General features: G+C 58.2%; 21 protein-coding genes and 2 pseudogenes. 7 read left to right on the top strand and 16 right to left on the bottom strand.

Going from position 1 to position 22013, the window contains the following annotated elements:
• Window positions 1-124: 124 nt before the first annotated feature.
• Window positions 125-736: a TetR family transcriptional regulator C-terminal domain-containing protein gene (locus ABSL23_RS16580; RefSeq protein WP_353635460.1), complete on the top strand. Its 612-nt coding sequence runs from the start codon at window positions 125-127 to the stop codon at window positions 734-736.
• Here ABSL23_RS16580 and ABSL23_RS16585 read toward each other — a convergent pair.
• From ABSL23_RS16585 to ABSL23_RS16605, 5 genes and pseudogenes are all read right to left on the bottom strand, one after another.
• Window positions 733-1164, bottom strand: a complete 432-nt coding sequence (locus ABSL23_RS16585; RefSeq protein WP_353635461.1) for a zinc ribbon domain-containing protein — start codon at window positions 1162-1164, stop codon at window positions 733-735. The two genes, ABSL23_RS16580 and ABSL23_RS16585, sit on opposite strands and share 4 nt — an antisense overlap.
• Window positions 1165-1226: 62 nt before the next feature.
• Window positions 1227-1905: pseudogene (locus tag ABSL23_RS16590) on the bottom strand (IS6 family transposase).
• A gap of 262 nt (window positions 1906-2167) precedes the next feature.
• Window positions 2168-2449: a hypothetical protein gene (locus ABSL23_RS16595; RefSeq protein ID WP_353635462.1), complete on the bottom strand. Its 282-nt coding sequence runs from the start codon at window positions 2447-2449 to the stop codon at window positions 2168-2170.
• On the bottom strand, window positions 2446-2820 hold the full coding sequence (locus ABSL23_RS16600) for a helix-turn-helix domain-containing protein (protein WP_353635463.1): 375 nt from the start codon (window positions 2818-2820) through the stop codon (window positions 2446-2448). Before ABSL23_RS16600 ends, ABSL23_RS16595 begins: the two co-directional genes overlap by 4 nt.
• A 382-nt stretch (window positions 2821-3202) precedes the next feature.
• Window positions 3203-4177 (bottom strand): TFIIB-type zinc ribbon-containing protein, encoded by a 975-nt coding sequence (locus ABSL23_RS16605; protein ID WP_353635464.1) that lies wholly within the window; start codon window positions 4175-4177, stop codon window positions 3203-3205.
• Between the two features lie 360 nt (window positions 4178-4537).
• Between ABSL23_RS16605 and ABSL23_RS16610 the strand changes: the two genes are divergently transcribed.
• Together ABSL23_RS16610 and ABSL23_RS16615 are read left to right on the top strand one after the other, a co-directional pair.
• On the top strand, window positions 4538-6697 hold the full coding sequence (locus ABSL23_RS16610) for a PAS domain S-box protein (RefSeq protein WP_353635465.1): 2160 nt from the start codon (window positions 4538-4540) through the stop codon (window positions 6695-6697).
• Between the two features lie 684 nt (window positions 6698-7381).
• Window positions 7382-8155, top strand: coding sequence for a hypothetical protein (locus ABSL23_RS16615; RefSeq protein WP_353635466.1), 774 nt, complete (start codon window positions 7382-7384; stop codon window positions 8153-8155).
• On the opposite strand, the gene ABSL23_RS16620 is transcribed toward ABSL23_RS16615, so the two are convergent.
• The 5 genes from ABSL23_RS16620 to ABSL23_RS16640 form a co-directional block, all read right to left on the bottom strand.
• Window positions 8145-8975, bottom strand: coding sequence for an IS5 family transposase (locus ABSL23_RS16620; protein WP_353633356.1), 831 nt, complete (start codon window positions 8973-8975; stop codon window positions 8145-8147). The genes ABSL23_RS16615 and ABSL23_RS16620 overlap by 11 nt on opposite strands.
• Window positions 8976-9700: 725 nt before the next feature.
• On the bottom strand, window positions 9701-10939 hold the full coding sequence (locus tag ABSL23_RS16625; RefSeq protein ID WP_353635467.1) for a transposase: 1239 nt from the start codon (window positions 10937-10939) through the stop codon (window positions 9701-9703).
• 70 nt (window positions 10940-11009) lie between these two features.
• Complete coding sequence (locus tag ABSL23_RS16630; protein WP_353635468.1) at window positions 11010-11390, bottom strand: hypothetical protein; 381 nt, start codon at window positions 11388-11390, stop codon at window positions 11010-11012.
• A 91-nt stretch (window positions 11391-11481) separates the two neighbouring features.
• Window positions 11482-11670, bottom strand: a complete 189-nt coding sequence (locus ABSL23_RS16635; RefSeq protein ID WP_353635469.1) for a hypothetical protein — start codon at window positions 11668-11670, stop codon at window positions 11482-11484.
• A gap of 138 nt (window positions 11671-11808) precedes the next feature.
• Window positions 11809-12690, bottom strand: a complete 882-nt coding sequence (locus tag ABSL23_RS16640) for a hypothetical protein (protein WP_353635551.1) — start codon at window positions 12688-12690, stop codon at window positions 11809-11811.
• Window positions 12691-12838: 148 nt separating this feature from the next.
• On the opposite strand from ABSL23_RS16640, the gene ABSL23_RS16645 reads away from it, so the two are divergent.
• From ABSL23_RS16645 to ABSL23_RS16655, 3 genes are read left to right on the top strand one after another with little or no spacing between them, the layout of a single operon-like run.
• A complete protein-coding gene (locus ABSL23_RS16645) occupies window positions 12839-13150 on the top strand; it encodes a hypothetical protein (RefSeq protein ID WP_353635470.1) in 312 nt (103 codons plus the stop codon).
• Window positions 13151-13156: 6 nt separating this feature from the next.
• Complete coding sequence (locus tag ABSL23_RS16650) at window positions 13157-13654, top strand: type II toxin-antitoxin system VapC family toxin (RefSeq protein ID WP_353635471.1); 498 nt, start codon at window positions 13157-13159, stop codon at window positions 13652-13654.
• 10 nt (window positions 13655-13664) lie between these two features.
• Window positions 13665-14216, top strand: a complete 552-nt coding sequence (locus ABSL23_RS16655; RefSeq protein WP_353635472.1) for a hypothetical protein — start codon at window positions 13665-13667, stop codon at window positions 14214-14216.
• Window positions 14217-14263: 47 nt separating this feature from the next.
• On the opposite strand, the gene ABSL23_RS16660 is transcribed toward ABSL23_RS16655, so the two are convergent.
• The 6 genes and pseudogenes from ABSL23_RS16660 to ABSL23_RS16685 form a co-directional block, all read right to left on the bottom strand.
• On the bottom strand, window positions 14264-14824 hold the full coding sequence (locus ABSL23_RS16660) for a TATA-box-binding protein (RefSeq protein WP_230890739.1): 561 nt from the start codon (window positions 14822-14824) through the stop codon (window positions 14264-14266).
• A 438-nt stretch (window positions 14825-15262) separates the two neighbouring features.
• Window positions 15263-15667: a hypothetical protein gene (locus ABSL23_RS16665; RefSeq protein WP_232589941.1), complete on the bottom strand. Its 405-nt coding sequence runs from the start codon at window positions 15665-15667 to the stop codon at window positions 15263-15265.
• A gap of 537 nt (window positions 15668-16204) precedes the next feature.
• Window positions 16205-16657 (bottom strand): hypothetical protein, encoded by a 453-nt coding sequence (locus ABSL23_RS16670; protein ID WP_353635473.1) that lies wholly within the window; start codon window positions 16655-16657, stop codon window positions 16205-16207.
• Entirely contained in the window at window positions 16654-17166 is a 513-nt protein-coding gene (locus tag ABSL23_RS16675; RefSeq protein ID WP_230890742.1) for a winged helix-turn-helix domain-containing protein, read from the bottom strand. Before ABSL23_RS16675 ends, ABSL23_RS16670 begins: the two co-directional genes overlap by 4 nt.
• A 77-nt stretch (window positions 17167-17243) precedes the next feature.
• Complete coding sequence (locus ABSL23_RS16680; protein ID WP_353635552.1) at window positions 17244-18170, bottom strand: transcription initiation factor IIB family protein; 927 nt, start codon at window positions 18168-18170, stop codon at window positions 17244-17246.
• A 313-nt stretch (window positions 18171-18483) separates the two neighbouring features.
• A pseudogene (locus tag ABSL23_RS16685) lies at window positions 18484-19019 on the bottom strand (IS6 family transposase).
• A 132-nt stretch (window positions 19020-19151) separates the two neighbouring features.
• Here ABSL23_RS16685 and ppc point away from each other — a divergent pair.
• Complete coding sequence (ppc, locus tag ABSL23_RS16690; protein WP_006185531.1) at window positions 19152-21845, top strand: phosphoenolpyruvate carboxylase; 2694 nt, start codon at window positions 19152-19154, stop codon at window positions 21843-21845.
• The last annotated feature ends 168 nt before the right edge of the window (window positions 21846-22013 follow it).

Raw genomic sequence — 22013 nt, forward strand, 5'->3', positions numbered from 1 at the left:
GGAATGGGGAGACGCCCACAGGCTCCGTGACATGTGCCTCAGCGAGACGAATACTCGAGCCCCAATAGTGAATCTTACGGGGAGGTCAACAGCATTATCCCGGGTACGCCGAATATACTACGTAATGGCTGATTCGCCGAACCGCACCGCCGCTGATCCAAACGAGGAGATCATGCGTGCGACATACCGAGCTCTCCAAGAGCACGGGTACGCCGACTTAACGATCAAACGGATTGCCGAGGAATACGGCAAGTCGACAGCTGCCATCCACTACCACTACGACACGAAAGACGACTTACTCGCGGCCTTTCTAGACTATATCCTCGACCAGTTCCAGAACACGGTTCACGAAGTCGAAACCACCGATCCTGGACAGCGCTTGGACCTACTGCTCGACAAACTACTCGTCGACGCACAGGATCACCTGGATCTGTTAGTGGCGATACTGGAGATGCGGAGCCAAGCACCATACAAGGAAGCGTTCAGGGAACGCTTCCAGCAGAACGACGAATACGTCCGCTACATGCTCAGCACTGTAATCGACCAGGGCATCCAAGACGGCGTGTTCAACGATGTGGATGCCGAGCATGCTGCACGCGCGCTGATGACGATTGTCGACGGGGGCCGCACGAGGGCAGTCGTCTTCGATGAGGAGGGGTCGCTTGCGACGGCGCGACAGACCGCCGAAGAATACGTCACAGCTGTACTGGCAGTCGGTCAGAGCTTAGACGGTTAGAAGCGATTGTCCGGCCGTTCTGTCGGGTTCCCTGTTTCGGCGTGCGTGAGGTCTGCGGAACACCACTGACAGAAATCCAAATCAAGATCGAGTTCCTTCCCGCAGTGCGGGCAGTGCGTGAGTTCCCCATTTTGGTTTGGAGTAAACCGAGCCATCATATTCTGTGCGTGTGCCACGAGATAAGCGTCTACGACACTCAGGCTCCCGACGACGAGGACTGGTGCGATTGATAGTAGGTCGATTGATTGCCCGCGTATGAATGCCTCAAGTGCTGTCGGGTCGACGAACAGGGTCGCCGCGCCGAATAGGGCTGTGATCCACCCGAATGCGCGCCACCAGCGTCGGAGGTACGCGTGCCCCAATCCTGTCGCAAGGATACTGAGCAGTGCAGCGAGCCATGGACGCTTCTCAGTTTGCGACTTGCTCATGGGTTGACTTATTGGTTAGTAAGCTATAAGTTTTCTTGACAGACTTGGTGTAACGGCACTGTCTAGTTCTGGCGTTTCTTGATCGACGTTCTGCCATCAAGACCTTGATGCAGTCTGTGGTGGTTGTAGTAATGCATAAACTGTTCAAGCTACTCGCGGACACTTGATCGACTACCCACCCACGAGTTATGGAAGCGGTCGATCCGCATTTTGAGCGTGTGAAATCATTTTTCGATGAGGTTTCGGTCGGTATAGTTGACCTGGCCGCTCAACCCTAATCGAGCAATAGAGGTCCGATAGCCGAACTGATCGACGAGAAACTCAGCCTCTGAGAGATCATATTTCTCGCGGAGCCCAGTGAGGAACGCAGCCGCCGGACCAGAGCTATGTCGTCCGAACAACGCGACATCGAGAATGAACTTCGTCTCAGTGTATATTTCAGCGTACAGCCAAGACCACTCACCGTTAATCTTGACAGGCAGTCTCGTCAACCGTGACGCGCTTCGGCTGCGCCTCAGGCGGATCGCAACCACTGTCAGCTAGGCGATGCACCCAGTTCCAAACCGCTCCATGCGAGCGTTCAACGCCTAATTCCGCTAAGCACGTTGTTGTTTCTCGAAGGTAATAACCGGTCTGGTGAAGGCGGACGGCGAACGCCCTGACGGACGTCGCCGTCCGCTCATTCTCCCAAATTTCTTCTAAACCCGGTTCATAGCTCTCGCTGAGCAGGTCTGCGAGCATCTTGGTCGATTAACTCAACGACCTGCTCACTTCTCAAACTAACTCAACTAGACAGTGCCGGGGCGTTGTTGTTGACTTATTAGAAGTTCCCTCGGGGGACTCTCGACGGAACCCTCACCCTCTCCAGAGGCGCGAAAATCGCTTGCGGCGTCACGCTGGCGTAGATTACACTCCAGGCTCCGTATTTTACCCTGTGACCGGTGGACTGTCCTAACCGAAGTTTCTGCGGATAGAATCCCGATCCGACTTCTCCCGTAGAGGTTCATTCCCGTTCGAGATAAAGCGAGTACATGATGATGCCCAGGCCAATCGCCACCAGGACGCTGTTGATCAGGATTCCCATTTCCAGCGATACAGAGAGGATTTGATGGGCGATACCGGCGAGCAACGCGCCGAACGTGATAATGCCGAACCCGATCCCAAGCATCCGAAGCGAGGGTACCCCCGTGCGACGATAAGCCCGATACGCGATATACGTGATCCCGCTCCCCAACAACAAAATCACCGTTTTCACGACGACAATAGCTGTGTCCACCCACATCATAGTTCATCCCCCATCTTCGACCAGATATCCTCAAGCCGTTCGTCGGCATTCCGCGGCGGTCGTTCCACTGTCACCGAGAAGCCGTCGTCATCCATGGAGATCATCACGTCGTCAAAATCTCGCTCGTATGTCGTGGTCCGACCCCCGCCGGGGTTGATCGTATCCTGTTCGCGGACCAGCGAGGCGTCGCTGAGGCGGTCCAGTTTCCGGTACACCGTCGATTTGGGGATGTCACACGCGTCGATGAGTTCGGGTGCAGTCATAGGTTCAGCTGTTTCGCGAAGAATCGCTCGACAGTCGGCGTCGTCCAGCGAATCAAGAATATCTCGCAACGATGGCGAGTCCTCAGATGACGCTGAATCGCGCACCATTATCTGAACTTGGGACGTATCTGGGATATGCTATCCGGTTGATGTACCCGGCGGCGAGACGAGCAAGCCTGCGACTCTTCTCACCGCTCGATGTCTGTATCGCACTCAGCCTCAAGCAAGCGACGTCCGGAGTCGGTCAGATCATATCGTCCTCGACCGACTGGACGGATCAGCCCATGCCCATGGAGTCGCGCACACGTTTGGTCAACTGTAATCGGGTGGTATTCCACAGTGGTGGCGATGTCCATGACATCACGAGGTGACGCAGCGACGAAGCACGCGAGAATCTCCCGGTCGGTTTCGCGACCGAGCGCCCGCAGTCCGTCCCTCCCTTGGCTATCGGCCGCTACCTCTGCGTAGCCGGGTTGTCTTGGCTCGGTCATCACGCAGACTCCCCGTGTTCCGCGTAGACATCGAGCAATTCCTGATAGCGATTCCGGATCGTCATCAGGCTCACGTTGGCTGCGTTACTCACTGTCTTCTGCGTCAGTTGCTCGTTTGTGAGATGGGTTGCAGCATAGAGGGAGGCCGCTGCGAGACCTGCCGGGCTCTTGCCACTGTGTGCGTTCTGTGCTTTGGCGGTGGTGAGCAGATCGCGAGCCTGACGCGTTGCCTCGTCGCTTACCTCGAGTACGGACGCAAACTGCGGCACGTATTCAACTGGATCCGCCGGTTCAATTTCGAGGGCAAGTTCCCGGGAAACGTACCGATAGGCCCGCTGAATCCGGAGCTCTTCGACGCGACTGACTTCAGCGAATGCGGCCAGCTGCCGTGGCGTTCCGTGTTGTCTGGCTGCAGCGTACAGGGCAGCTGTTGCCATGCTCTCAATTGACCGACCTGGGAGGAGGTTTTCGTCGACCGCTCGGCGGTAGATCGCCCCTGCTGTCTCTCGAACTGGGTCTGAAATATTGATAGCAGATCCCATCCGATTGATCTCGCCAAGTGCTTGTTTGAGATTCCGCTCGTGGGCGTCTTTCGTTCGGAATCGTTCGTCCCACCTCCGTAGCCGCTGCAGGCGCGCTCGTTTCCGATCGGGGACCGATTGCCCATATGCATCCGTGTCTTTCCTGCTAATTGTTGTGCTGAGCCCCTTGTCGTGCAGGAGTTCCGTGGTCGGCGCACCGACGCGACTTTTTTCGTCCCGTTCGTCGCTGTTGAACGCTCGCCACTCGGGTCCTCGATCGATTGACTCTTCGTTGAGGACTAGCCCGCAGTCTTCGCAGGTCGTTTCCCCGTGCTCATCGTCGCGAACGATCTGGCCGTCGCACTCCGGACACGACGACTGTGACCGGGACTTGGCAGTCGAATGCTGTTCGTCAGTGTCCGCTTCCCGAATGTCGAGTGATGTGTTGGACATACGTGCTGGACCTTGAGTTTCTGCTCTCGGTGCATCCGAGTGGTTCTCGCTAGCATACTGTGGGTGGCCATCCGAAGAGCACGATGCGGGTTCCCAAGATCTGGGAATCCGCTAATCTGGTTTTGCGAGTGCCGAATACGTATGGAAGTAGAGCGACCGAGCGCGCTTGATTCGAGAAGAATGATTCCGGTAGATTCGATCTTGACGCGGATTCGAGAGCGTATCCGGGCTTCTCCAGCCTCATACGTCCATCTATCGGCCATCACCGCTCACATAGAATTTGCAATCCATCCCTCAAATCAGGGCGCAAACGGAGACTAACTAGTAAGACGGATACCACTTCACGCACGAACCAAGAGTATGACCGGTGACGATGGACCCCGCCCGGATTCGACATTCCTTCCGGATGCGAAGACCGTCGACGTCCTCCACATCGATGACGACTCGAGCTTCGCCGATCTCGTCGCGACGTTCCTCGAACGTGAACACGAAGCGTTCACTGTCCACACTGAGACTGACCCCAGAGACGCCCTTGCAGTCCTTGAAACGAGTGAGCGCTCTGTTGATTGTGTCGTCTGTGACTACGATATGCCAGGCTTGGATGGACTGGAAGTCCTCGAGCGTGTGCGAGATGCTCACCCGGACCTCCCGTTTATTCTCTATACCGGCAAAGGCAGCGAGGAGATCGCCAGCGAAGCGATTAGCGCAGGTGTCACCGACTACCTCCAGAAAACCGGTAGCACGGAACAGTATAGCGTCCTCGCCAACCGGATTCTGAACGCTATCGAGGGATACTGGGCTGAGCGATACCTGAATCGTGGCCTCGAAGCCATCGAAACCGCACAGGACGGCATCAGTATCCTCAACGAAGATGGCTATATCGAATACGCGAACACTGCCTGTGCAGAAAGGCTCGGCTACACCCGGGAGGAACTTGTCGGCCGACATTTTGAAACACTCTACCACGACGATGATGTCGAGGACGTCTACGACGTGTTCCTCCCGGAAGCACGCGACGGCCGCTGGCACGGGACCACGACGTTCGTCCGAAAGGACGGTACCGAACTCGACATCGAACATACGCTCTCGTACACGGAGGATAGTTCACTGATCTGTACACTCAGTCCACAACCAACGATTGACGCAGACACGACGAATTTGTCGGCGAAAGAGCAAGCGATGGACGAAGCGCCCATTGGAATCCTCCTGACTGACCCGCATCAGGAGGATAATCCAATCATCTACGCGAACAACGAATTCACGGAACTCACTGGCTACGAGAAACGCGACGTTATCGGTCGTAACTGTCGGTTCCTCCAAGGCGAAGCGACTGAAGACGAACCTGTCCAAACCCTCCGGACTGCGATCGACAGTCGGGAATCGGCGACCGTCGAGTTACGAAACTACCGGAAGGACGGCACTGAGTTCTGGAACCGCGTTCGCGTCGCACCGCTGTTCGATGACGACGGAGAGATCAACCTCTTCGTTGGGTTCCAGGATGACATTACGGAGCGTAAACAGTACGAGCAACAATTGCAGTCCCACAGCGCACGACTGGAGGCGTTGTTCGAACACTCGCCGGACATGTTTGCAGTCCACGACATCGACGGTGTGATTCGGGATGTTAACCAGCGGATGTGTGACGAGCTCGGCTATACCGAATCAGAACTTCTCGGACGAAAGGTCTGGGACATCGACCCGACGGCCGACCCCGATCGGGCGTCGTCGTTCTGGGAGACACTCCCACCGAATACCCCACACCGCTTTGAGGGCGAACTCGAACGAAAGGACGGGTCGACGTTCCCCATCGAGGTGCATCTCATCCGCCTCAACTTGGATGGGCAAGACCGGTTCGTGGCGATGGACCGCGACATCAGCGACCAGAAGCAACGCGAACGCGAGCTCGTCCAGCAGAACGAACGCTTGGACCGGTTCACGAGCGTGGTGAGCCACGACCTGCGAAATCCATTGCAAGTTGCGGAGGGACGCCTCGAGTTACTGCAAGAAGACTGCGACAGCGACCACATCGACGAGATTGACCACGCGCTAGGCCGCATGGATGCGTTAATCGAGGATTTGCTGGCGCTCGCGCAAGCAGGCGAAGAAGCGATGGACTTGGAGCCCGTCTGGTTGCCGGAGCTTGTCGAATCCTGCTGGGAGACACTTCCGGAGACGACGGCGACACTAACAATTGAGACGGAACGGACTGTCAAGGCCGACCGCGATCAACTCCGTCAACTCGTGATGAACCTCCTTCGGAACGCGATTGAGCACGGCGGTTCAGACGTGACAGTAACGGTCGGTGATACCGGAGACGGGTTCTACGTTGCCGACGATGGAGCTGGACTCCCCGAATCAGTGAGTGGAAGCGTGTTTGAAGCGGGCTATACGACTGCTGACGAGGGGACCGGCTTCGGGCTCAGTATCGTCGAAGAAGTCGCCAGTCGACACGGTTGGAAGATTTCGGCAGCAAACGGACGGAACGGCGGTGCTCGCTTCGAAATTACTACCACTTGCTGATTCGACGGTCTTGGTGAAACAGCCGAGAAAAGACTTCAAATTGTTGGTCACTCACAAAGCCCGACGTCCCTTCAGGCTGGTAGCGCTGTGGAGTGCTAGTGTATCAAGGGCGCTAGCCATCGGCTCTTTCGATATTGGGATGCGCGATGACTTGCATCATGTTCGTTTCTCTCGGACTCCTTCGCGGCTGCGAGTCATGTCTTCGCAGTTCGGACACACACGTGGCTCCTCGATAGAGTCCGGCGTAAATACACGGACGTAGACGGTCGTGACGTGGCTGCCACAGTTCTGGCACTCCGGCATACCAGTAGCAGCCATCTTATCGGTCATAGGCTTTCTGACAGCGCCGACACGAACGAGTAGAGATAGCAAACAGGTCCGTGACCGCTCCGGACCCAGTCTTGGGAATCTCACAACTCAATACCTTGTCGCATAGATCGCTAGGCTATGGAGTGACCAATTTGGCGCTGTTGAAATCCTATTGATCAGATACTATGTGCGGTGAAACAACCCGTAAGTGAGGATGCGTATTGATCACGAAAGCTCCTGACTAATTCAGATAACATTCGCATCGCTGTGCAAGAGTGGTTTATACCTGAGAGAGAACAACAAGCAGCTATGAATACCAGAACCAGTGGGATCTCAGGTGGAGGGGTGAATCTTACATGCCGTCACTGCGATTCCATGATTGACATTCTCGACTTCCCGGATCTGCAGCCAAGTTCAATGGAACCAGATCAATTTGTGATCTGCCCCTACTGCCAGAGCGGTTTTACCTTGGATACAGGAGTACTCCAGACACTACATCGGACAGGAAGTGTCGAAGGAGATTATTTTAGCATCCCGCTCACTCCTGGAGGAAGACAGATTGACGGTTTTAACGGAGTGAAAGTAGGTGAGACACGCCCAGTACCGATGCACAAAATACACGAGGGCTGTGAATACACTTCGCTATTCATTACCGGAGCAAGCCGCAAAGGAGTAAACGAAGAAAACTGGCTCCCCTTCGAGATTGCTGACTCCCAGAACCAAGCACGGCTGGGAGACAACCTTCTGGTTACCGTTGTTCGAACTGGGTCTACAAATCTGGCGGTCAATTCAACACTCCGTGAAGGTCAAGACGGTCAGGGACCACTCAGTTTCGGAGACGAGATCGATGTCTCGTACCGAGCTACCGTATCACACAGAGAAGTGACGAACCCGACATGGATTGACCTCTTGGTGGATGCACAGCACGCTATTCAGGAAGATAATCTGCTTGCTGCAATACCCCTGCTACGCTCAGCAGTCGATAATTGCTTGATCAGGCAGATGATCATCTATTATCGGTGGGAGGGACACAACCTTGACAGCGCAATTGACGAAGCAAACGACTTGGAAAAAGGACATCTGAACCGGTATACAATTGCTAAACACTGCTTTGTTGAATCCGATGACGGCGTGGGGATCACTGTTTGAGAGCCTGTTCGAGGTTATAGACTGCGGCGGTCAACACGAGTTTGCGGAACTCGCGGTACCACGCGCGAGGGTGGACAGCGGGGCCGAACCGACGCTTGATGGCCGAAAAGGCAGTCTCAGCCATCCAGCGCTGGCCGTATAACTCGCTGTCCAATCGTGCGTTGTGGGCGTGATCGTACGCAGCAAACAGCCGATGGCGCAGCAAGGGCCGGACGCCCGCTGAACGGAGGGCGTCCCGCAGCGATTGGTCGTCATAGCCTTTGTCGCCGGCGACACTCTCGATTTTCTCGGTGTTACGAAGGGCGACTCGACGGCCAGTTTGGGTGTCGTGAGGCCAGTGTGCCGAGCAGTGAATATCGAGGATGGCACACGACTCTGTATCGACCAGCGCCGTCGTTTTCAGCGTGCGTATGTGGCGATCCGAGCGGTGTTGGTAGTGTCTCGATGCCGTTTCGCGGTCGAAGAACGTGGCATCGATGGCACCGTGCGAGTCCGGATCGCAGATGGTCGCGGACTCCTGAAGGAAGCCTCGCCACACCGACATGGGCGCCCTCTCAAACGACCGGTACAGCGTTGAGGGTGCGGGAAATGCCGTTCGAGCGAGCTGTAACAGCCCACGAACACGATCCATCTCACTCGCCCAATCGACGATCTCGCGGTACGTCGCATCCATGTGAACCCGCAAAAAGTGGAGCGTGACATGCTTCCAGCCGGGAAAACCGTGGCCAGTCGGATCACTCACCGCGGTTGGACTGGCGGCACAGCGCTTTTGAGCCAGCGACGCGGCTTGCTTAACGAAGCGGAAGAGGAGTTTAGGCACATTCGACTCTTCCGCTTCGCTACTGCCTTCAGAGCGACGCTATCCTCTCGCCTTCTGCGGATTCAACAGAGCACATTGTTCCTATGTCGATTGGCCAACGTATGGTTCTAGCCCGCTGTTCGATCGCTCGTCGCTTCCCGCACTGGAGTCGGATGTCCGGGTCGTCGCAAAAACGTGGTTCCAACAAGACGAACACGAGGGCGTTGAACCATTCGTCCACACATTACCGCTTGCATACGTCCAGTTCGATCCCCACGACCAGTATGTAGGATCGACGAGTTACGAGATGGAGACACTATTTCGCTTGTTCCTGCTGAAAGAATGCCGTGGCTGGGACCACGAGACGGCCCTGTCGAATACCTCACCCAGCACCCTGATTTCAGTGAACAGATCGGCTTGGAGTCGGTCCCCAATCAGTCAACCCTGTGGCGCAGTTGGCACCATCGCTTCACTGCAGACCTCCGGAACACGGTCGAAACCACAGCGCGGGTGTCGCCATCCTCATTTCTGGAGTAGGATGGGCAGAGATGAGACGTAATCAGTAAGATATCCCACGTAACAGTGATTTACTACCTGTAGAATTTGATCCCGGTTCAATTAGACATAGCGAGTCGGCGGCCTTCCCGTAAAGAGTGCGCGATGTCCCTTGACCTCCGCCTACATCCGTTGGATGCGGGAATCCCGACGCGGGATTTCAAGCTGAGCGGTTGCTCAGCTCTACGGTTTCAAGACGCATACGTTCCAAGCGTCGCCTGCTGGGTTTCAGCATCGGCTTGGCTGTCTTGTGGCCCGGTCAACGAGGCCCCATCCTCAGCCGAGTCATCGTCGTTCTCGTGTTCTCCGGAACGACTCTCTCCGCTGAGGTAGCGGTCTGCGATGTTGAGTGCGGCATTGATGTCCGCCTGGTACTCTTCGATCCAACAGGCGTCGTTGGAGCATTTAAACGTCGCCTGTTGAGGCCGAAATCCTCTCTCACCACACGCATGACACTCTTGGGAGGTATTCCGGGGATCGACTGTTGTAATGGGGATCCCTCTTTCAGCGGCTTTGTACGTGATCTGTGCGTGGAGTTTGGCGAATCCCCAGCCGTGAAGCCGGCGATTCATGTAGTCCCCGTAGTCCATCGACTCTTGGATGTAGGTGAGATCCTCGAGCACGAGAACCGGCGTCTCGACTGACTCAGCGTACTCCACCACTTCCCTGGTGACGGTGTGGAGGATATCGTCGATTTGCGCCCACAACTCGTCGCCGAATGTGTCTACGATCCGTTCGCTCTCGCGACGCTGAAGTCGCCGCATCGTGGTGAAGTAGCGCTTGCGGAGGCGACGAATAGTCTTCCCCTCCTCCGTCCAGAGCTCAGGGTTTGTCGGGGACCTATGCTCGTCGCGGTGACACACCGTGACGAGACTTGCTTCCCCGATATCGACGCCAATGGGGGTGCGTTCTTCGGCGGGAACCTCGGAGTTGAGTGGGATGTCACGGGTCGCGGTGAGATGGAAATACCACGTTCCCTCCTGCTTGAGCAAGCGACCTTCCCCAACGTCTACGTCGCCAGTAATCACGGCTAGAAGCCAATCCCGTTGCTCAGGGTTCGGCTGTGCTGGTACCCAGAGGTGGTAGTCTTCGTGATGTGGGATTTTGACGTACCACTCAATCGTGTTTTCAGGCTTGTGGTCGATTTTCACCCCTTCGTTCGTGAAGCGGACAGGGTGATCGTCACTGAGTTCATTTGCTCCATAGGTTGTCGTTAGCTGTGGGACATACCTCTTTAGGGCGTTCTTCGCGTAACTGCTCAGCTGGTAGTCACCCACGATGTCGTTTGCTTCCCCCAGAGTGGTACTGTTGGCGTCGAAGGCCTCTTGAAGTGCCTGCTGGTAAGCCGCCCGCGTCTCACGGAGCTTCTCCCGCTTGTGTGCGTTCGGGTCTACCAGTTTCAGTTCCAGGGTCTTCGTGAGTTCAGTCATGTCTCACCACCATCTGATGCTGACAATCACGACTGGATCGCCCCGCACCCCTCTCGGGGGACGAACAACGCTACTCGTCGATCGGGTCGGGGGAACTGAGGTCTGCGTGGAGGACTTCGCCATCGCGAACGACGTACCGCTTGGCCAAGACTGGGAAGCGGCATTTGGTGAACCCCGCCGTCTGGATATCGAACTCTTCGTTGGCTTCGAGGTGGTCGGCGAGTTCTCGCAAGAACTCGTGGGTCACGACCCCGCCTTCGTAGTCCGGCAGGCCGTTCTCCCGCGTCTCGTACACCTCGAAGTCGTCATACCCCCAGATGGTGAGCTCTCCGTCTTCGGTCACCTCCCAGTCGAGCGTCCCGAAGCAGTAGCTCTCACAGAGCTCGCGGACTGCCTGCGGATCCGATACGATCGCGCCGGTCGACGTCGTCGCAGCTTGTAGTGTCGCCATGTCTGGACCTCACGGGGTCGCCCCCGCACCCCTGTCGGGGGCGATTAACCGACGTGAGAGGTGCCTCCTGAGGCGTGGCCGGCGACGCCAGTTAGGAGTCTGCGTGGGCGTCCGCCCCGACTCCGTCGCCCGGCCGCGTGAGTAGACTCACTTCTTCCAGGAGGTTTCCCGCAGTCTCGACCCGCTCTCGATCCGCGTCGTCCAACCGATCGACGTCGAGCCGGCTGAGATTGCTGAGTATACGATGCATCCGGTACCCTTGTTTGAACTCTTGCTCCATTGGAAGCGCCTCACCGCTCGTCGGCGCGGAAAGACTCCCCATCGAGACTAGCGTCGGGCTTGCAGGAGATCACGGCCTTAACCAACGAACCTCGACGGTACTCGCAGGCTGTTGGTTAATCGACGCCCAGCACTGGCACTACTCGAGACTGGGGCCGTAGCGAGCTGCGCCACACACCCGGCACTCCCAGATCGGTTGTCCCGTCCACGCCTCATCTGGGACCGATTCATGGGTCTTGAACCGGTGGTCGGTCGCCCGCCCACAGTTCTGACAGTCGAGTTGCTGCGTCGTCGGTACCGAGGACCGCTGGCTATCAGCCGTAGCCTCGCCAGCGGATTCGGTCAGCGCCATCGCTGGAACCAGCCACACCGCGTCGTCGGCGTCGTCGAGGACCTCAGTGAGTCGTGACGCGTCGTGGATGCCATCCCCACGCTGGTCGTAGAGCCGCGTCGGGGCCTGCTCTTGGCGCTCCGACGCTCCCTGCCCGTGCCACCCAGTTCGGTCACGGGCGGCACTGAGAAGCCGCTCACCCTCTCCTGACGATACCTGCACCGCGTCGGGAAGTGAGGGCCATTGATCGGCCAGCTGGCGCGCCGGCGCCTCGTCGAGGTCATAGATGAGCGTGTAGTCGTCGACGGCCGGCTCCGCCTCGTTGGCAAAGAGGAGGTTCGCCGCGGCGCCACCCTTCGCGACGGCGCCGTAGAACGTGGTCGACTCGACGACCAGGTGGACGATGCCGAGGCACGTCGTCGACGCTGACTCGTTCGTGCTAGTGGCGTCACTCCCGAGATGGTTGGTGAGACAGAACCGGCATTTCGTCTGGCCGTCTGGGACTGACGCCCCACAGGACCGGCACTCGCCATCGGCGGCCGTCGGCGCATCAGGGTAGCCACCAGCGCTCGTCGCGACACGTTGCCGTCGGGGGTCACCCTCACAGCCGTTGTCCAGCCTCGTGTCCGGAATGTGGGATGCCTCGCCGGTCGGCCGCAGTTCTGCAAAGTCAGTATATCGGTTGTGCATCGGTTGGCTCATAGCTTCTGTCGGTATCGCATTTCAACGTCAGGGCCAGTCGTCTGCTCCGTCTCTCAGTTGAGCATGGCCATGAAATAGTACATGCGAACATCTTATACTTCATGAGCAAATAGATGGGAGTTGCAACTGGGGCCCTATGAGCAGTAACGACACTAAGCACGTCCAAACTGAACTGAACGAGGACGAATACGAACGCTTCCGCGAGTTTGCGAGAGAACACGGCCTCTCGCTCAAGGAAGCCGGCCACGAGGCGCTCATCGAGTGGATCGAACGCCAGCAGCAAGCCGACCCAAACGACCCGGCGTTCACCGTTCTCGACGACCTTGATGACGAGTCCCTTCCAGCGTCGGCGGCGACGGACGCTCGCGAGGAAGACGATCTCGTCGACGAGTGGCACGGCAGTGACGAATCGTTCACGCTCGCCGACGATCCATCCACGGAGCCCTGACCGCTGATGGCAGAGCCAGTCGAGACCCCAATTGGCACGGTCACAGCCGAGCATTTTCGCCCAGGGCACGTCCGCCATCAGGTCGTCGTCGGCCCGAAGTTCCTGTACGTATTGTTCAACCCCCAAGATCAGATGCACGAAGTTTCGCGGGCGTTCATGGCCTTTGTCCGCGACGGTGACCTCCCCTATCGTCGACTCATCGTCAACGATCACATCGTCGACGAGGCGGCTACACGGCTGAAAAAACAGGCGTCGATGCGGAACGCCGCGTCGTTCCTGACGACGCTGGATGAGAGCACGCTCTATCAGTTCGAATCCGTCTCCGAGGACGTTTTCGATGACGCCAAAGCAATGTTCGTTGAGTGGACGGATCTGGATGCGTCACTCACCGATTTCACTGTTGCAGCCCATATGGACGCCTTAGGGGTCGATCACATCCTTACGTACGACCGCCACTACGATGCGTTCGACGTGACAACACTCCCGTATCGCAGTCAGGACTAGGGTGCCAAGCATGCCTGAATCCCCACGGAATAGCGTCCAGTCGTGGACTGAGTCGATGAGTGCCCGCGACCGCATTCGGGCGGTCGCCGAGACGCTTCGCGAACCACGGTCAGTCAACTGGATCAGCGAGCAAGCTGATGCGGCTTGGAGTACGACCAACGAGGAACTCCAGGATCTCGTCGACCAGGGCCAGCTGCGCCGCGTCGAGGCCGGCGAAACCACGCGCTACCAGCCGGACTACACCCGACTGCTCTTCGAGGAGATCCGGACGCTCATCGAGGAGAACACGCGCGAGGAGCTGCGCAACGAATTGGCCGCGATCACCGAGGAGATCGAGGAGTGGCAGGCGACCTACGACGTCGAGACGTGGGAGGATCTCGAACAGTCGCTCGCCGACGGCGACCTCGCAAGTGCCGAGGTCCGGGACCGCCGTGACGTGATTACGCGGTGGGAGGAGAATCTGGATGATCGTCGACTCATCAAGCACGCGTTGGCGCTCTACTCGGATGTCGAAGCCGCCCGCGACCACATGAGGGACGACAGCAGTTCTCGTCGGCGGTAGCGGCGATTCGCTGGAAAGCGGGTCTCTCCAATCCCAACGTGGCCGGGTTAATCGAGCAGTCCGAGTTCGGAAAGCCGGTCCTGCACGTGCGTGAGCGCCTGTTGGGCCTCGTCCGTTTCTGTCCCACCAGTAATGACGAGCTTCCCACTGCCAAAGAGAAGGACGACGACGTCGGGGTCATCGAGCCGATAGACGAGCCCAGGGAACTGTTCGGGCTCGTACTCGATTTGCTCTAGGCCGAGCCCGATTGCGATCGCGTTCAAGTTCAGCGACTGCTCGAGGCTGGCACTCGAAACGATGTTTTGCACCTCGATCGATGGCTTACTGTCGACGTCGATGCCTAACTCGCGGAGGTCATCGAAGACGATGTCGAGGGCGTCGTGGACGTCGTCGACGCTTTTCGCGCCGGTGCAGACGACTTTCCCCGAGCGGAAGATTAGCGTGGCTGACTTCGGCTCCTGAAGGCGGTAGACGACCCCAGGGAAGTCTTCAGGGTTGTACTCGGCACCGTCGAGATCAGTGGCAAGCTGGTCGAGGGAGAGCTCTTGGCCGATATCACTGGACGCAACGACGTTCTCGATGTGAATCGTCTCCGTGGGTGCGCTCATATGGTAACTACATGTCGGACACCGCATTTAAAATACGGCAGGTGGAGTGCCAGTCTTCCATGTCGACGGATGCGTCGAGAACGACTGGATGTCAGTCGCAAAGACTGTCGTCTGGGTAAACGCATTTGTTTCAGACGACGTGGTAGCAGTTCGGTCGTCGCTGTCAGAAAGCCTATGGTCGATGGTCTGGCTGCTACTGGTATGGCGGAATGCCAGAACTGCGGGAGTCATGTCACGGAGGTCTACGTTCGTGTATTCACGCCGGATTCGGTCGACGAACCTCAGGTGTGTCCGAACTGTGAGGATATGACTCGTGGCCGTGAAGGCGTCCGTGAGAAACGAACGTAGCGGGCCAGCCCGCTCCAAGGAAAACTGGCCTTGTTGAAATCATATTGATTTGCTATCTTCCCTGGTGAATCAGCCGCTCAGTAGGGATGTTTACTTATCGAGGGTAAACGCTACTGTGAGGAGGCTAATTCCACCAAGAAGGGTCAAGAATGTGCCTATCGCGGGGCTAAAGCCGGAAACGTTCATCATTCGGACGATCCAAGCGACGCTGAGCACAACAACGAGTCCTGCAACCCCTATTGAAGCGATACGAATACCCCGAGTGCCCGCCGATTGCCCGCCTAGTGCGAACGCTCCGACGCCAGCGATGAGCGTATACTGGCCATACACCGCAAGCCCAGACTCCAACCCCGGGAAATACATGAAATTGAAGACTCCTGCTGGAATCCTCGTCCACGGAAGAAGTGACCCAACGACAACGACGATTGCACAAACTGACTGAATCCGTGGCCGAGTCAGGAGTGAGGAAGTGTACTCGGAGACGCTCAGGCCCATACGAAGGCTACGTCCATCTGATAAATAATGATTCTGCTACCGTTAGCGTTCCAGTAGTTCCTCTGAATGTACCGAGTAGACGGAAGCGAGAACGCCTGAATTTGGTTTTCAGGAACGGAGGTATTCTCCGAGGAGATTTGAGAGATTGTACACAGTGTAAAGACCATACCCCATGACGAGGACGGTGACAACAAGGAGGAGGCCCCAACTCAAGTCCATATGTCTCAGAACCCTTTCTTGTAGAATAATCTTTGTCCCCTGTGACACAACGAATTTTCACTAGCCGATTATACTGTTCCCCTATACTTAGCGAATGAAGTAGAAAACCAGCAACTGATGAATATTTCTACAGAGCTGAAAAACTGGACTGCTGTACGTGGACGACGATTCTACGGATCTATTCGGTGGCGAGTTCGTCGTAGATCTCCTCGTGCTCGTCGAGGTCCTGGCGGCCAAGGAACCAAATGAGATACTGCCGTGCCTCCTCGGGGGACATCTCATCCAGACTCTCGGGAGGATCACTTTCAGTGGGCATCCTTACGGAGGATTCGATGCGCTATTCAGTCGATCCAGATCCCGCTTCTCGTACGCTGCCCGCCACATCGCGTGAACGGCACGAGTCACGAGTGACACATCGGTTACGTCGATACAGGACGGCTCGGCCTCCATAGTCGTGGCCTCGGGCGGCGAATGGAAATGAATCTCGGGAGAGTGCGTGTTCGGGTGACGGTCGAAGCGCCAGTTGACGTCGTCGCTATCGACGTAGTGAAACGAGTACATCCCGAGCTCGCTCCACTGAATATCGAGCCGAGCGCTCTGGGCATCGGCGAGCCCGTCGCTGAGACTAATCTGTAGTTCCGTGGGTGCGACGACGTCGTCGTACCCTGTTTCGTCGACGAGCGGCTCAAGCTCGAGCCAGAGATCACGGATCCGCTGCAGCGCCGGGAGATAGATCGGGCCGAACTCGCCGGCACGGTCGCCGTCGTTCATACGGCGAGCTGGTGGCTGGCCTCGTCGTAGGCGAGGGCGGCTTGTGCGACGGCGAGATTCTGCCGCGTCGTCCGCCACGCCGTCAGGTCGTCCCAGCCGTCCGTCTCGTTGGCGTCGAGTTGCTGGGCGAGTTCTTCCGGCGACACCACGTCGTAGCGGTCCTCGTAGCGCCGGATTTCGGCCTTCATGTCTTGAATACTGTCGAGTAGCTCCGGGCGATCGACTTCCTCACGCAGCTCACGGATCCGGGACATCAACACCCGGTCGCTGTTTCGCTTGTACAGCGTCGTTTGGCCGTCCTGTTCCGTCTCGGCGAACCCTGTGTTCACCAGCGTCTTACAGTGGCGACGTGCCGTCGGCTCGCTCACGAGGGCCCGGTCGGCGATCTCGGCCGCCGACTGCCCATCGTGGGTTTGTTCGACGATTTCGTACACTCGCTCGAACGGCGTGGTGTCGTCCTTCCAGTCCGCTTTGACCTGCTCGTTGACGTCGTCCCACGTCTCGGTCATACTGGATGCTACGCAGCCAAGAAACAAATAGTTTCCTGAGAAAACTATCTAACTCCAGTAGCTGTGCAGGAGCGTTGTCAGGCTACCTGCTCCGCTAACGTCTCGTGATGCGTCCGGACAGTCGTTGGCGTGACGTTCCCTGTCTCCGCGACGTCGCTTTGCGTTACCCACTGCCCCTGTTCCTGTCCCGCTTTGTAGAGGCAGGCCGCTGCGAACCCGGCCGGATGGACGCCCGTCGTGACGCCGCGCTCCTCGGCCTGTTCCGCGAGGGCTCGGGCCCGCTGTCGGATCCTGTCCGGACACTCGAGGTCCGAGGCGAGCCGCGGCACGAACATACTGGGGGAGACGGGATCAGCGGGGAGGCCCAGCTCTTCGTTCAGCGTTTTGTACGCGTTCGTGACCCGTGACTCCGCGACGCGGGCCATCTCGCTGACGTCGTCCACCAACCGCGAGCGGCCGTTGCACCGGCAGGCCCCGTAGACGCTGGCCGCGGCGATGGCCTCGATGGATCTGCCACGAAGCAGATCCTCGTTCTGGGCGCTCCGGAAGAGCTGACACGCCTGGTCGCGAACCGAATCGGAGAGGTCGAGCGCGCTCGCCAACCGACGCACTTCGCCCAATCCGTGGGCGAGATTCCGTTCCGCCTTCGACCGCCAGCGCCCACGGGTCTGCTCACGGCGCATCCGCGCGAGTCGCCGTCGCTTCTGCCCCGAGAGTTCGTTCCCCTTTGCGTCGGTGCCCCGACCGATCTCCGTCGACAGGCCGCGATCGTGGCGAGCCGCAGTGAGTGGGGCGCCCGTTCGTTCACACTCCTCGTCGTCGTACGCCCGCCACTCCGGCCCGTGATCGATGCGCTGTTCGTCGATGACAAGGCCACAGTCCTCGCAGACCGTTTTGACCGCGTTCGTGGTGACCCGGCCGTCGCACTCGGGACACTGGTTCGCACTCGATTCCGTTCGGACGTCCTCGTCGAAGCCCGTTTCGTAGATGTCTCTGGTTGCCATCGTTCTCACCGTGTTCAGGGAACTCGCCAGTACAGCGAGCCCCTCACCCATTGAGGGGCAAATAGAATATGGGGAGAGACTGATGCACCTACTGAGGAATTTAGAGTGATTGAATCATAGTGTTATAGCGATTTATGGGTTTTAAGGAGCCAGCGCCCTCGGAAGTAGGACACAACCTACGAACACGAACTCAACTACCAGCATTCAAGCGGAATCCCTCCAACGTAATTAAGTTACTACTCCGAAAATTATATCCTCGATAGAAGGTCGTGTTAACTTAGGCATGATTCCACCAGACGGTGTAGGCTTGTAACTACGTTTCCGCGGTCGATGAATCGACGTGGCTGAACGAAAGACACGTTCGACTTGATTTCTGTAGCTGTGGATCTCGACGCGGTATTCAAGCCTTTCTCGACGGAGCGCGCCCGCGATATCGGCTGCGACATCGACGAGAAACACAGAGCCGGAGACATCGTGTTTCTCACACAACTCGATGAGAAACGCTCAACCGATCGGGATTGTATACGTCGGAAAGAGCCGCGAATGAAGGATTCTGTTCGTCTGCGGATCGACTGCAGCGTACAGCCAGTGTTCCTTGAGTGCTCTTCGTCGTTGACCCAGATCCACTCCGGCTGGCTGTAAATTGGCCTTTCAAACCTAATTGTGAACTGCAGTGCGACCCCGTTTGACACCCAACTCCTCAAGAAGAATACCTGTATTTGGAAGTGATAATCCAGCAAGATGGTGGCGGATACCCGTTTCAATGATCTCGCGGGGTGTCCGCTCTCGCTCCACAAAACCAAAGTTAATCCACTCGGGACACTCGCTGAGGCGGTCGGTTTCGGTCATAGGAATCTGAGACTCTGACCGCCTCTTCCTTAACACGACGGTGAAGAGCGGCGAAAGCTGTGAGCCACAATCTAGTTGATCTGGCGGTGCTACAACCAAACATCCATTAGGATGGAATTACGGGTTGACTGCATGGAGTTACATGGTCGGAGCGTGCGGCAGGACGTCCGCGAACTCGGTGAGACTCTCGGGGATGTCATCGCCGGCCACGCATCGGATATCTCGTTCGAAGCCGTCGAAACAGCCCGTACCGCCGCCATCGACTATCGTAGCGGTGACGCACCGGACCGACGACCACTCGAGCGATCACTCAGACAGAACCCAGAAGACGTCAACACGGACATTGCCCGCGCGTTCACGAACTACTTCGAACTCATCAATCTCGCCGAAGAACGCGAACGCATCCGAGCCCTGCGCCGCGGCGAACACGAGGGGAGCCTTGGGGACAGTCTCCGCGCAGCCGTCGAAACCCTCGCCAACGAGGGCGCACCACCCGAAACCGTCGCCCGCGTCCTGGAGGACGTTCGCGTCAAACCGACCTTCACCGCGCATCCCACCGAGGCACGTCGCAAGACCGTGAAGGCCTCCCTCCAGCGCGTCAGCGACCTCATCAAGGAACTCGACGAACGTCGCCTCACCGACCAAGAACGCAAAGTCAAACTCGAGCGCCTCGACGCCCTCGTCGAGAGCCTGTGGACGACCCGCCAAGTCCGCGAACGACGGCCGGAACCGTTTGATGAATCCCGAAATGTCCACTGGTATCTCGCTAACGTCATCTTCGACGTCGTTCCCCAGGTCTACGAGGAACTCGAAGACGCACTCGAGGCCGAGTACGACGATCCACCCGAGGTTCCCCAGATCCTTGACTTCCGATCCTGGGCTGGCAGCGACCGCGATGGCAACCCCTACGTCACTCCCGAAGTCACCGAGAAGACCCTCGGCCGCCAGCGCCGACTCGTCCTTGAGCGCTATCAGGAGGCCCTCGCCGACATCGCCGGCGTCCTCAGCCAGGACGCCACCCGCGTTGATGTCAACGGCCTCCCCGAATCCCTCCAAACCGACGCCCATGCTGTCCCCGGCGTCGTCGAACGCGCGAACGAACGCTACCCCGACGAACCCTTCCGCCAGAAGGTCGCCGTCATGCTCGAACGCGTCTCCCGCGTCGACGACGTCCGACCCGGAGGCTACGAGGATTCGGCGGCCTTCCACGGCGAACTCGAACGCCTCACCGAGGCACTCCGGAACACCAGCCTCGACGACGTCGCCACGGAGTACGTCGACCCACTCATTCGGCAGGTCGAGACCTTTGGCTTCCACCTCGCCGCCCTCGACCTCCGCGACCACCAGCAGATGCACACCGGCGCCCTCGAACAGGCCCTCTCTCAGAAGAACATCGACTACACCGGGATGAACGAGGGTGAGCGCGTGGAGTTCCTCACGGAGGCCATCCTCCAGGACCAACCCGTCCTCGACCTCACCGATACCGAGGGGCTCGACGACGACGCGAGCCGCGTATTTCGCCGCTTTGACGCCCTCGAGAACTGGCAGCGCGAGTACGGCCCCGAGGCCATTGACATGTACGCCATCAGCATGACCGAGGAACCCAGCCACGTCCTCGAAGTCCTTTTCCTCGCCGACCAGGCTGGCGTCACCTGCCTCCCCGACCACGCCGGTATCGACATCGTCCCCCTCCTTGAGACCGAATCCGCACTCTCCGGCGCCCGCCGCATCATGGGCACACTTTTCGAGAACGACGCCTATACCCAGAGCCTCCAAGCCCGCGACGGCGTCCAAGAGGTCATGCTCGGATACTCGGACTCCAACAAGGAGAACGGCTTCCTCGCCGCGAACTGGGAGCTCGACCGCGCCCAGCGTCGCCTCGCCCAGATCACCGACGACTATGGGGTTGGTCTCCGCTTCTTCCACGGCCGCGGCGGCTCCATCTCCCGTGGTGGCGGCCCCATGAACGAAGCCCTCCTTGCCCTCCCCAAAGAGACCGTCTCCGGCGAGGTCAAGTTCACCCAACAGGGCGAAGCCATCGCCGAAACATATGGGAATCCGCGCATCGCTGAGCGCGAACTCGAACAGATGCTCAACGCCCAGGTCCGCTCCCGGCACGCCGCTGTCACCCAGCCAGATGACCGTCTCCCTGGCCACTGGGAGGACGCCATGGACATCATGGCCGAAGCCGCCCGCGATGCCTACCGCGACCTCCTCGAAACCGAGGGATTCGTCTCCTACTTCGAGCAAGCCACCCCAATCACCGTCATCGAACAGCTCAACCTCGGCTCCCGCCCCGCCTCCCGAAGCGGAGAGCGCAGCGTTGAGGACCTCCGCGCTATCCCCTGGGTGTTTTCCTGGACCCAGTCCCGCTGCATCATTCCCGGCTGGTATGGCCTCGGCACTGGCATCCAGACCTACCTCGACAAAGGCGGCGACCTCCAAGTACTCCGCGAGATGTACGAGGGGTGGCCTGTCTTCCAGACTACCCTCGACAACGCCGCGCTCAGCCTTGCCCGCACCGAGATGGAGATCGCCAGCGAGTACGCTAACCTCGCTGAAGACGACCTCCGCGAGGAATTCTTCCCACGCATCCAGGCCGAGTACGAGAATGCGAGCGGCCACGTCCTCGCCACCACCCAGCGCGACGACCTCGTCGACCGCCCGTGGCTCCGAGAGAGCCTCAACCGCCGCAATCCCTATGTTGACCCACTCAACTACCTCCAGATTGACCTTCTCAACCAAAGCCACCGTACCAATCAGGCAGAACGCACACTCCGCCTGACGGTCAAAGGAATCGCCGCCGGCATGAAGAACACCGGCTGAAAATTTTCACCGGCAACTTCCAGACGACGCCACAATCAAAGAAGTCATTCTGAAAAAGTAGAAAATCGGTGACTAGACAGTTCGTATCATCGTTGACTATGATGTGGACCACCCGAGAAATCTACCGCCGAAGACACCGACGTGAAAGACACCGTCGGGATTAACCTC

This window comes from Halobacterium sp. NMX12-1 (assembly GCF_040435975.1).
GTDB classification, from domain to species: domain Archaea; phylum Halobacteriota; class Halobacteria; order Halobacteriales; family Halobacteriaceae; genus Halobacterium; species Halobacterium hubeiense.

Coding starts and splice junctions, on each gene's coding strand:
- ABSL23_RS16580 (WP_353635460.1), top strand. CDS start 125: ATGGCTGATTCGCCGAACCGCACCGCCGCTGATCCAAACGAGGAGATC.
- ABSL23_RS16585 (WP_353635461.1), bottom strand. CDS start 1,164: ATGAGCAAGTCGCAAACTGAGAAGCGTCCATGGCTCGCTGCACTGCTC.
- ABSL23_RS16595 (WP_353635462.1), bottom strand. CDS start 2,449: ATGATGTGGGTGGACACAGCTATTGTCGTCGTGAAAACGGTGATTTTG.
- ABSL23_RS16600 (WP_353635463.1), bottom strand. CDS start 2,820: ATGGTGCGCGATTCAGCGTCATCTGAGGACTCGCCATCGTTGCGAGAT.
- ABSL23_RS16605 (WP_353635464.1), bottom strand. CDS start 4,177: ATGTCCAACACATCACTCGACATTCGGGAAGCGGACACTGACGAACAG.
- ABSL23_RS16610 (WP_353635465.1), top strand. CDS start 4,538: ATGACCGGTGACGATGGACCCCGCCCGGATTCGACATTCCTTCCGGAT.
- ABSL23_RS16615 (WP_353635466.1), top strand. CDS start 7,382: ATGATTGACATTCTCGACTTCCCGGATCTGCAGCCAAGTTCAATGGAA.
- ABSL23_RS16625 (WP_353635467.1), bottom strand. CDS start 10,939: ATGACTGAACTCACGAAGACCCTGGAACTGAAACTGGTAGACCCGAAC.
- ABSL23_RS16630 (WP_353635468.1), bottom strand. CDS start 11,390: ATGGCGACACTACAAGCTGCGACGACGTCGACCGGCGCGATCGTATCG.
- ABSL23_RS16635 (WP_353635469.1), bottom strand. CDS start 11,670: ATGGAGCAAGAGTTCAAACAAGGGTACCGGATGCATCGTATACTCAGC.
- ABSL23_RS16640 (WP_353635551.1), bottom strand. CDS start 12,690: ATGCACAACCGATATACTGACTTTGCAGAACTGCGGCCGACCGGCGAG.
- ABSL23_RS16645 (WP_353635470.1), top strand. CDS start 12,839: ATGAGCAGTAACGACACTAAGCACGTCCAAACTGAACTGAACGAGGAC.
- ABSL23_RS16650 (WP_353635471.1), top strand. CDS start 13,157: ATGGCAGAGCCAGTCGAGACCCCAATTGGCACGGTCACAGCCGAGCAT.
- ABSL23_RS16655 (WP_353635472.1), top strand. CDS start 13,665: ATGCCTGAATCCCCACGGAATAGCGTCCAGTCGTGGACTGAGTCGATG.
- ABSL23_RS16660 (WP_230890739.1), bottom strand. CDS start 14,824: ATGAGCGCACCCACGGAGACGATTCACATCGAGAACGTCGTTGCGTCC.
- ABSL23_RS16665 (WP_232589941.1), bottom strand. CDS start 15,667: ATGGGCCTGAGCGTCTCCGAGTACACTTCCTCACTCCTGACTCGGCCA.
- ABSL23_RS16670 (WP_353635473.1), bottom strand. CDS start 16,657: ATGAACGACGGCGACCGTGCCGGCGAGTTCGGCCCGATCTATCTCCCG.
- ABSL23_RS16675 (WP_230890742.1), bottom strand. CDS start 17,166: ATGACCGAGACGTGGGACGACGTCAACGAGCAGGTCAAAGCGGACTGG.
- ABSL23_RS16680 (WP_353635552.1), bottom strand. CDS start 18,170: ATGGCAACCAGAGACATCTACGAAACGGGCTTCGACGAGGACGTCCGA.
- ppc (WP_006185531.1), top strand. CDS start 19,152: ATGGAGTTACATGGTCGGAGCGTGCGGCAGGACGTCCGCGAACTCGGT.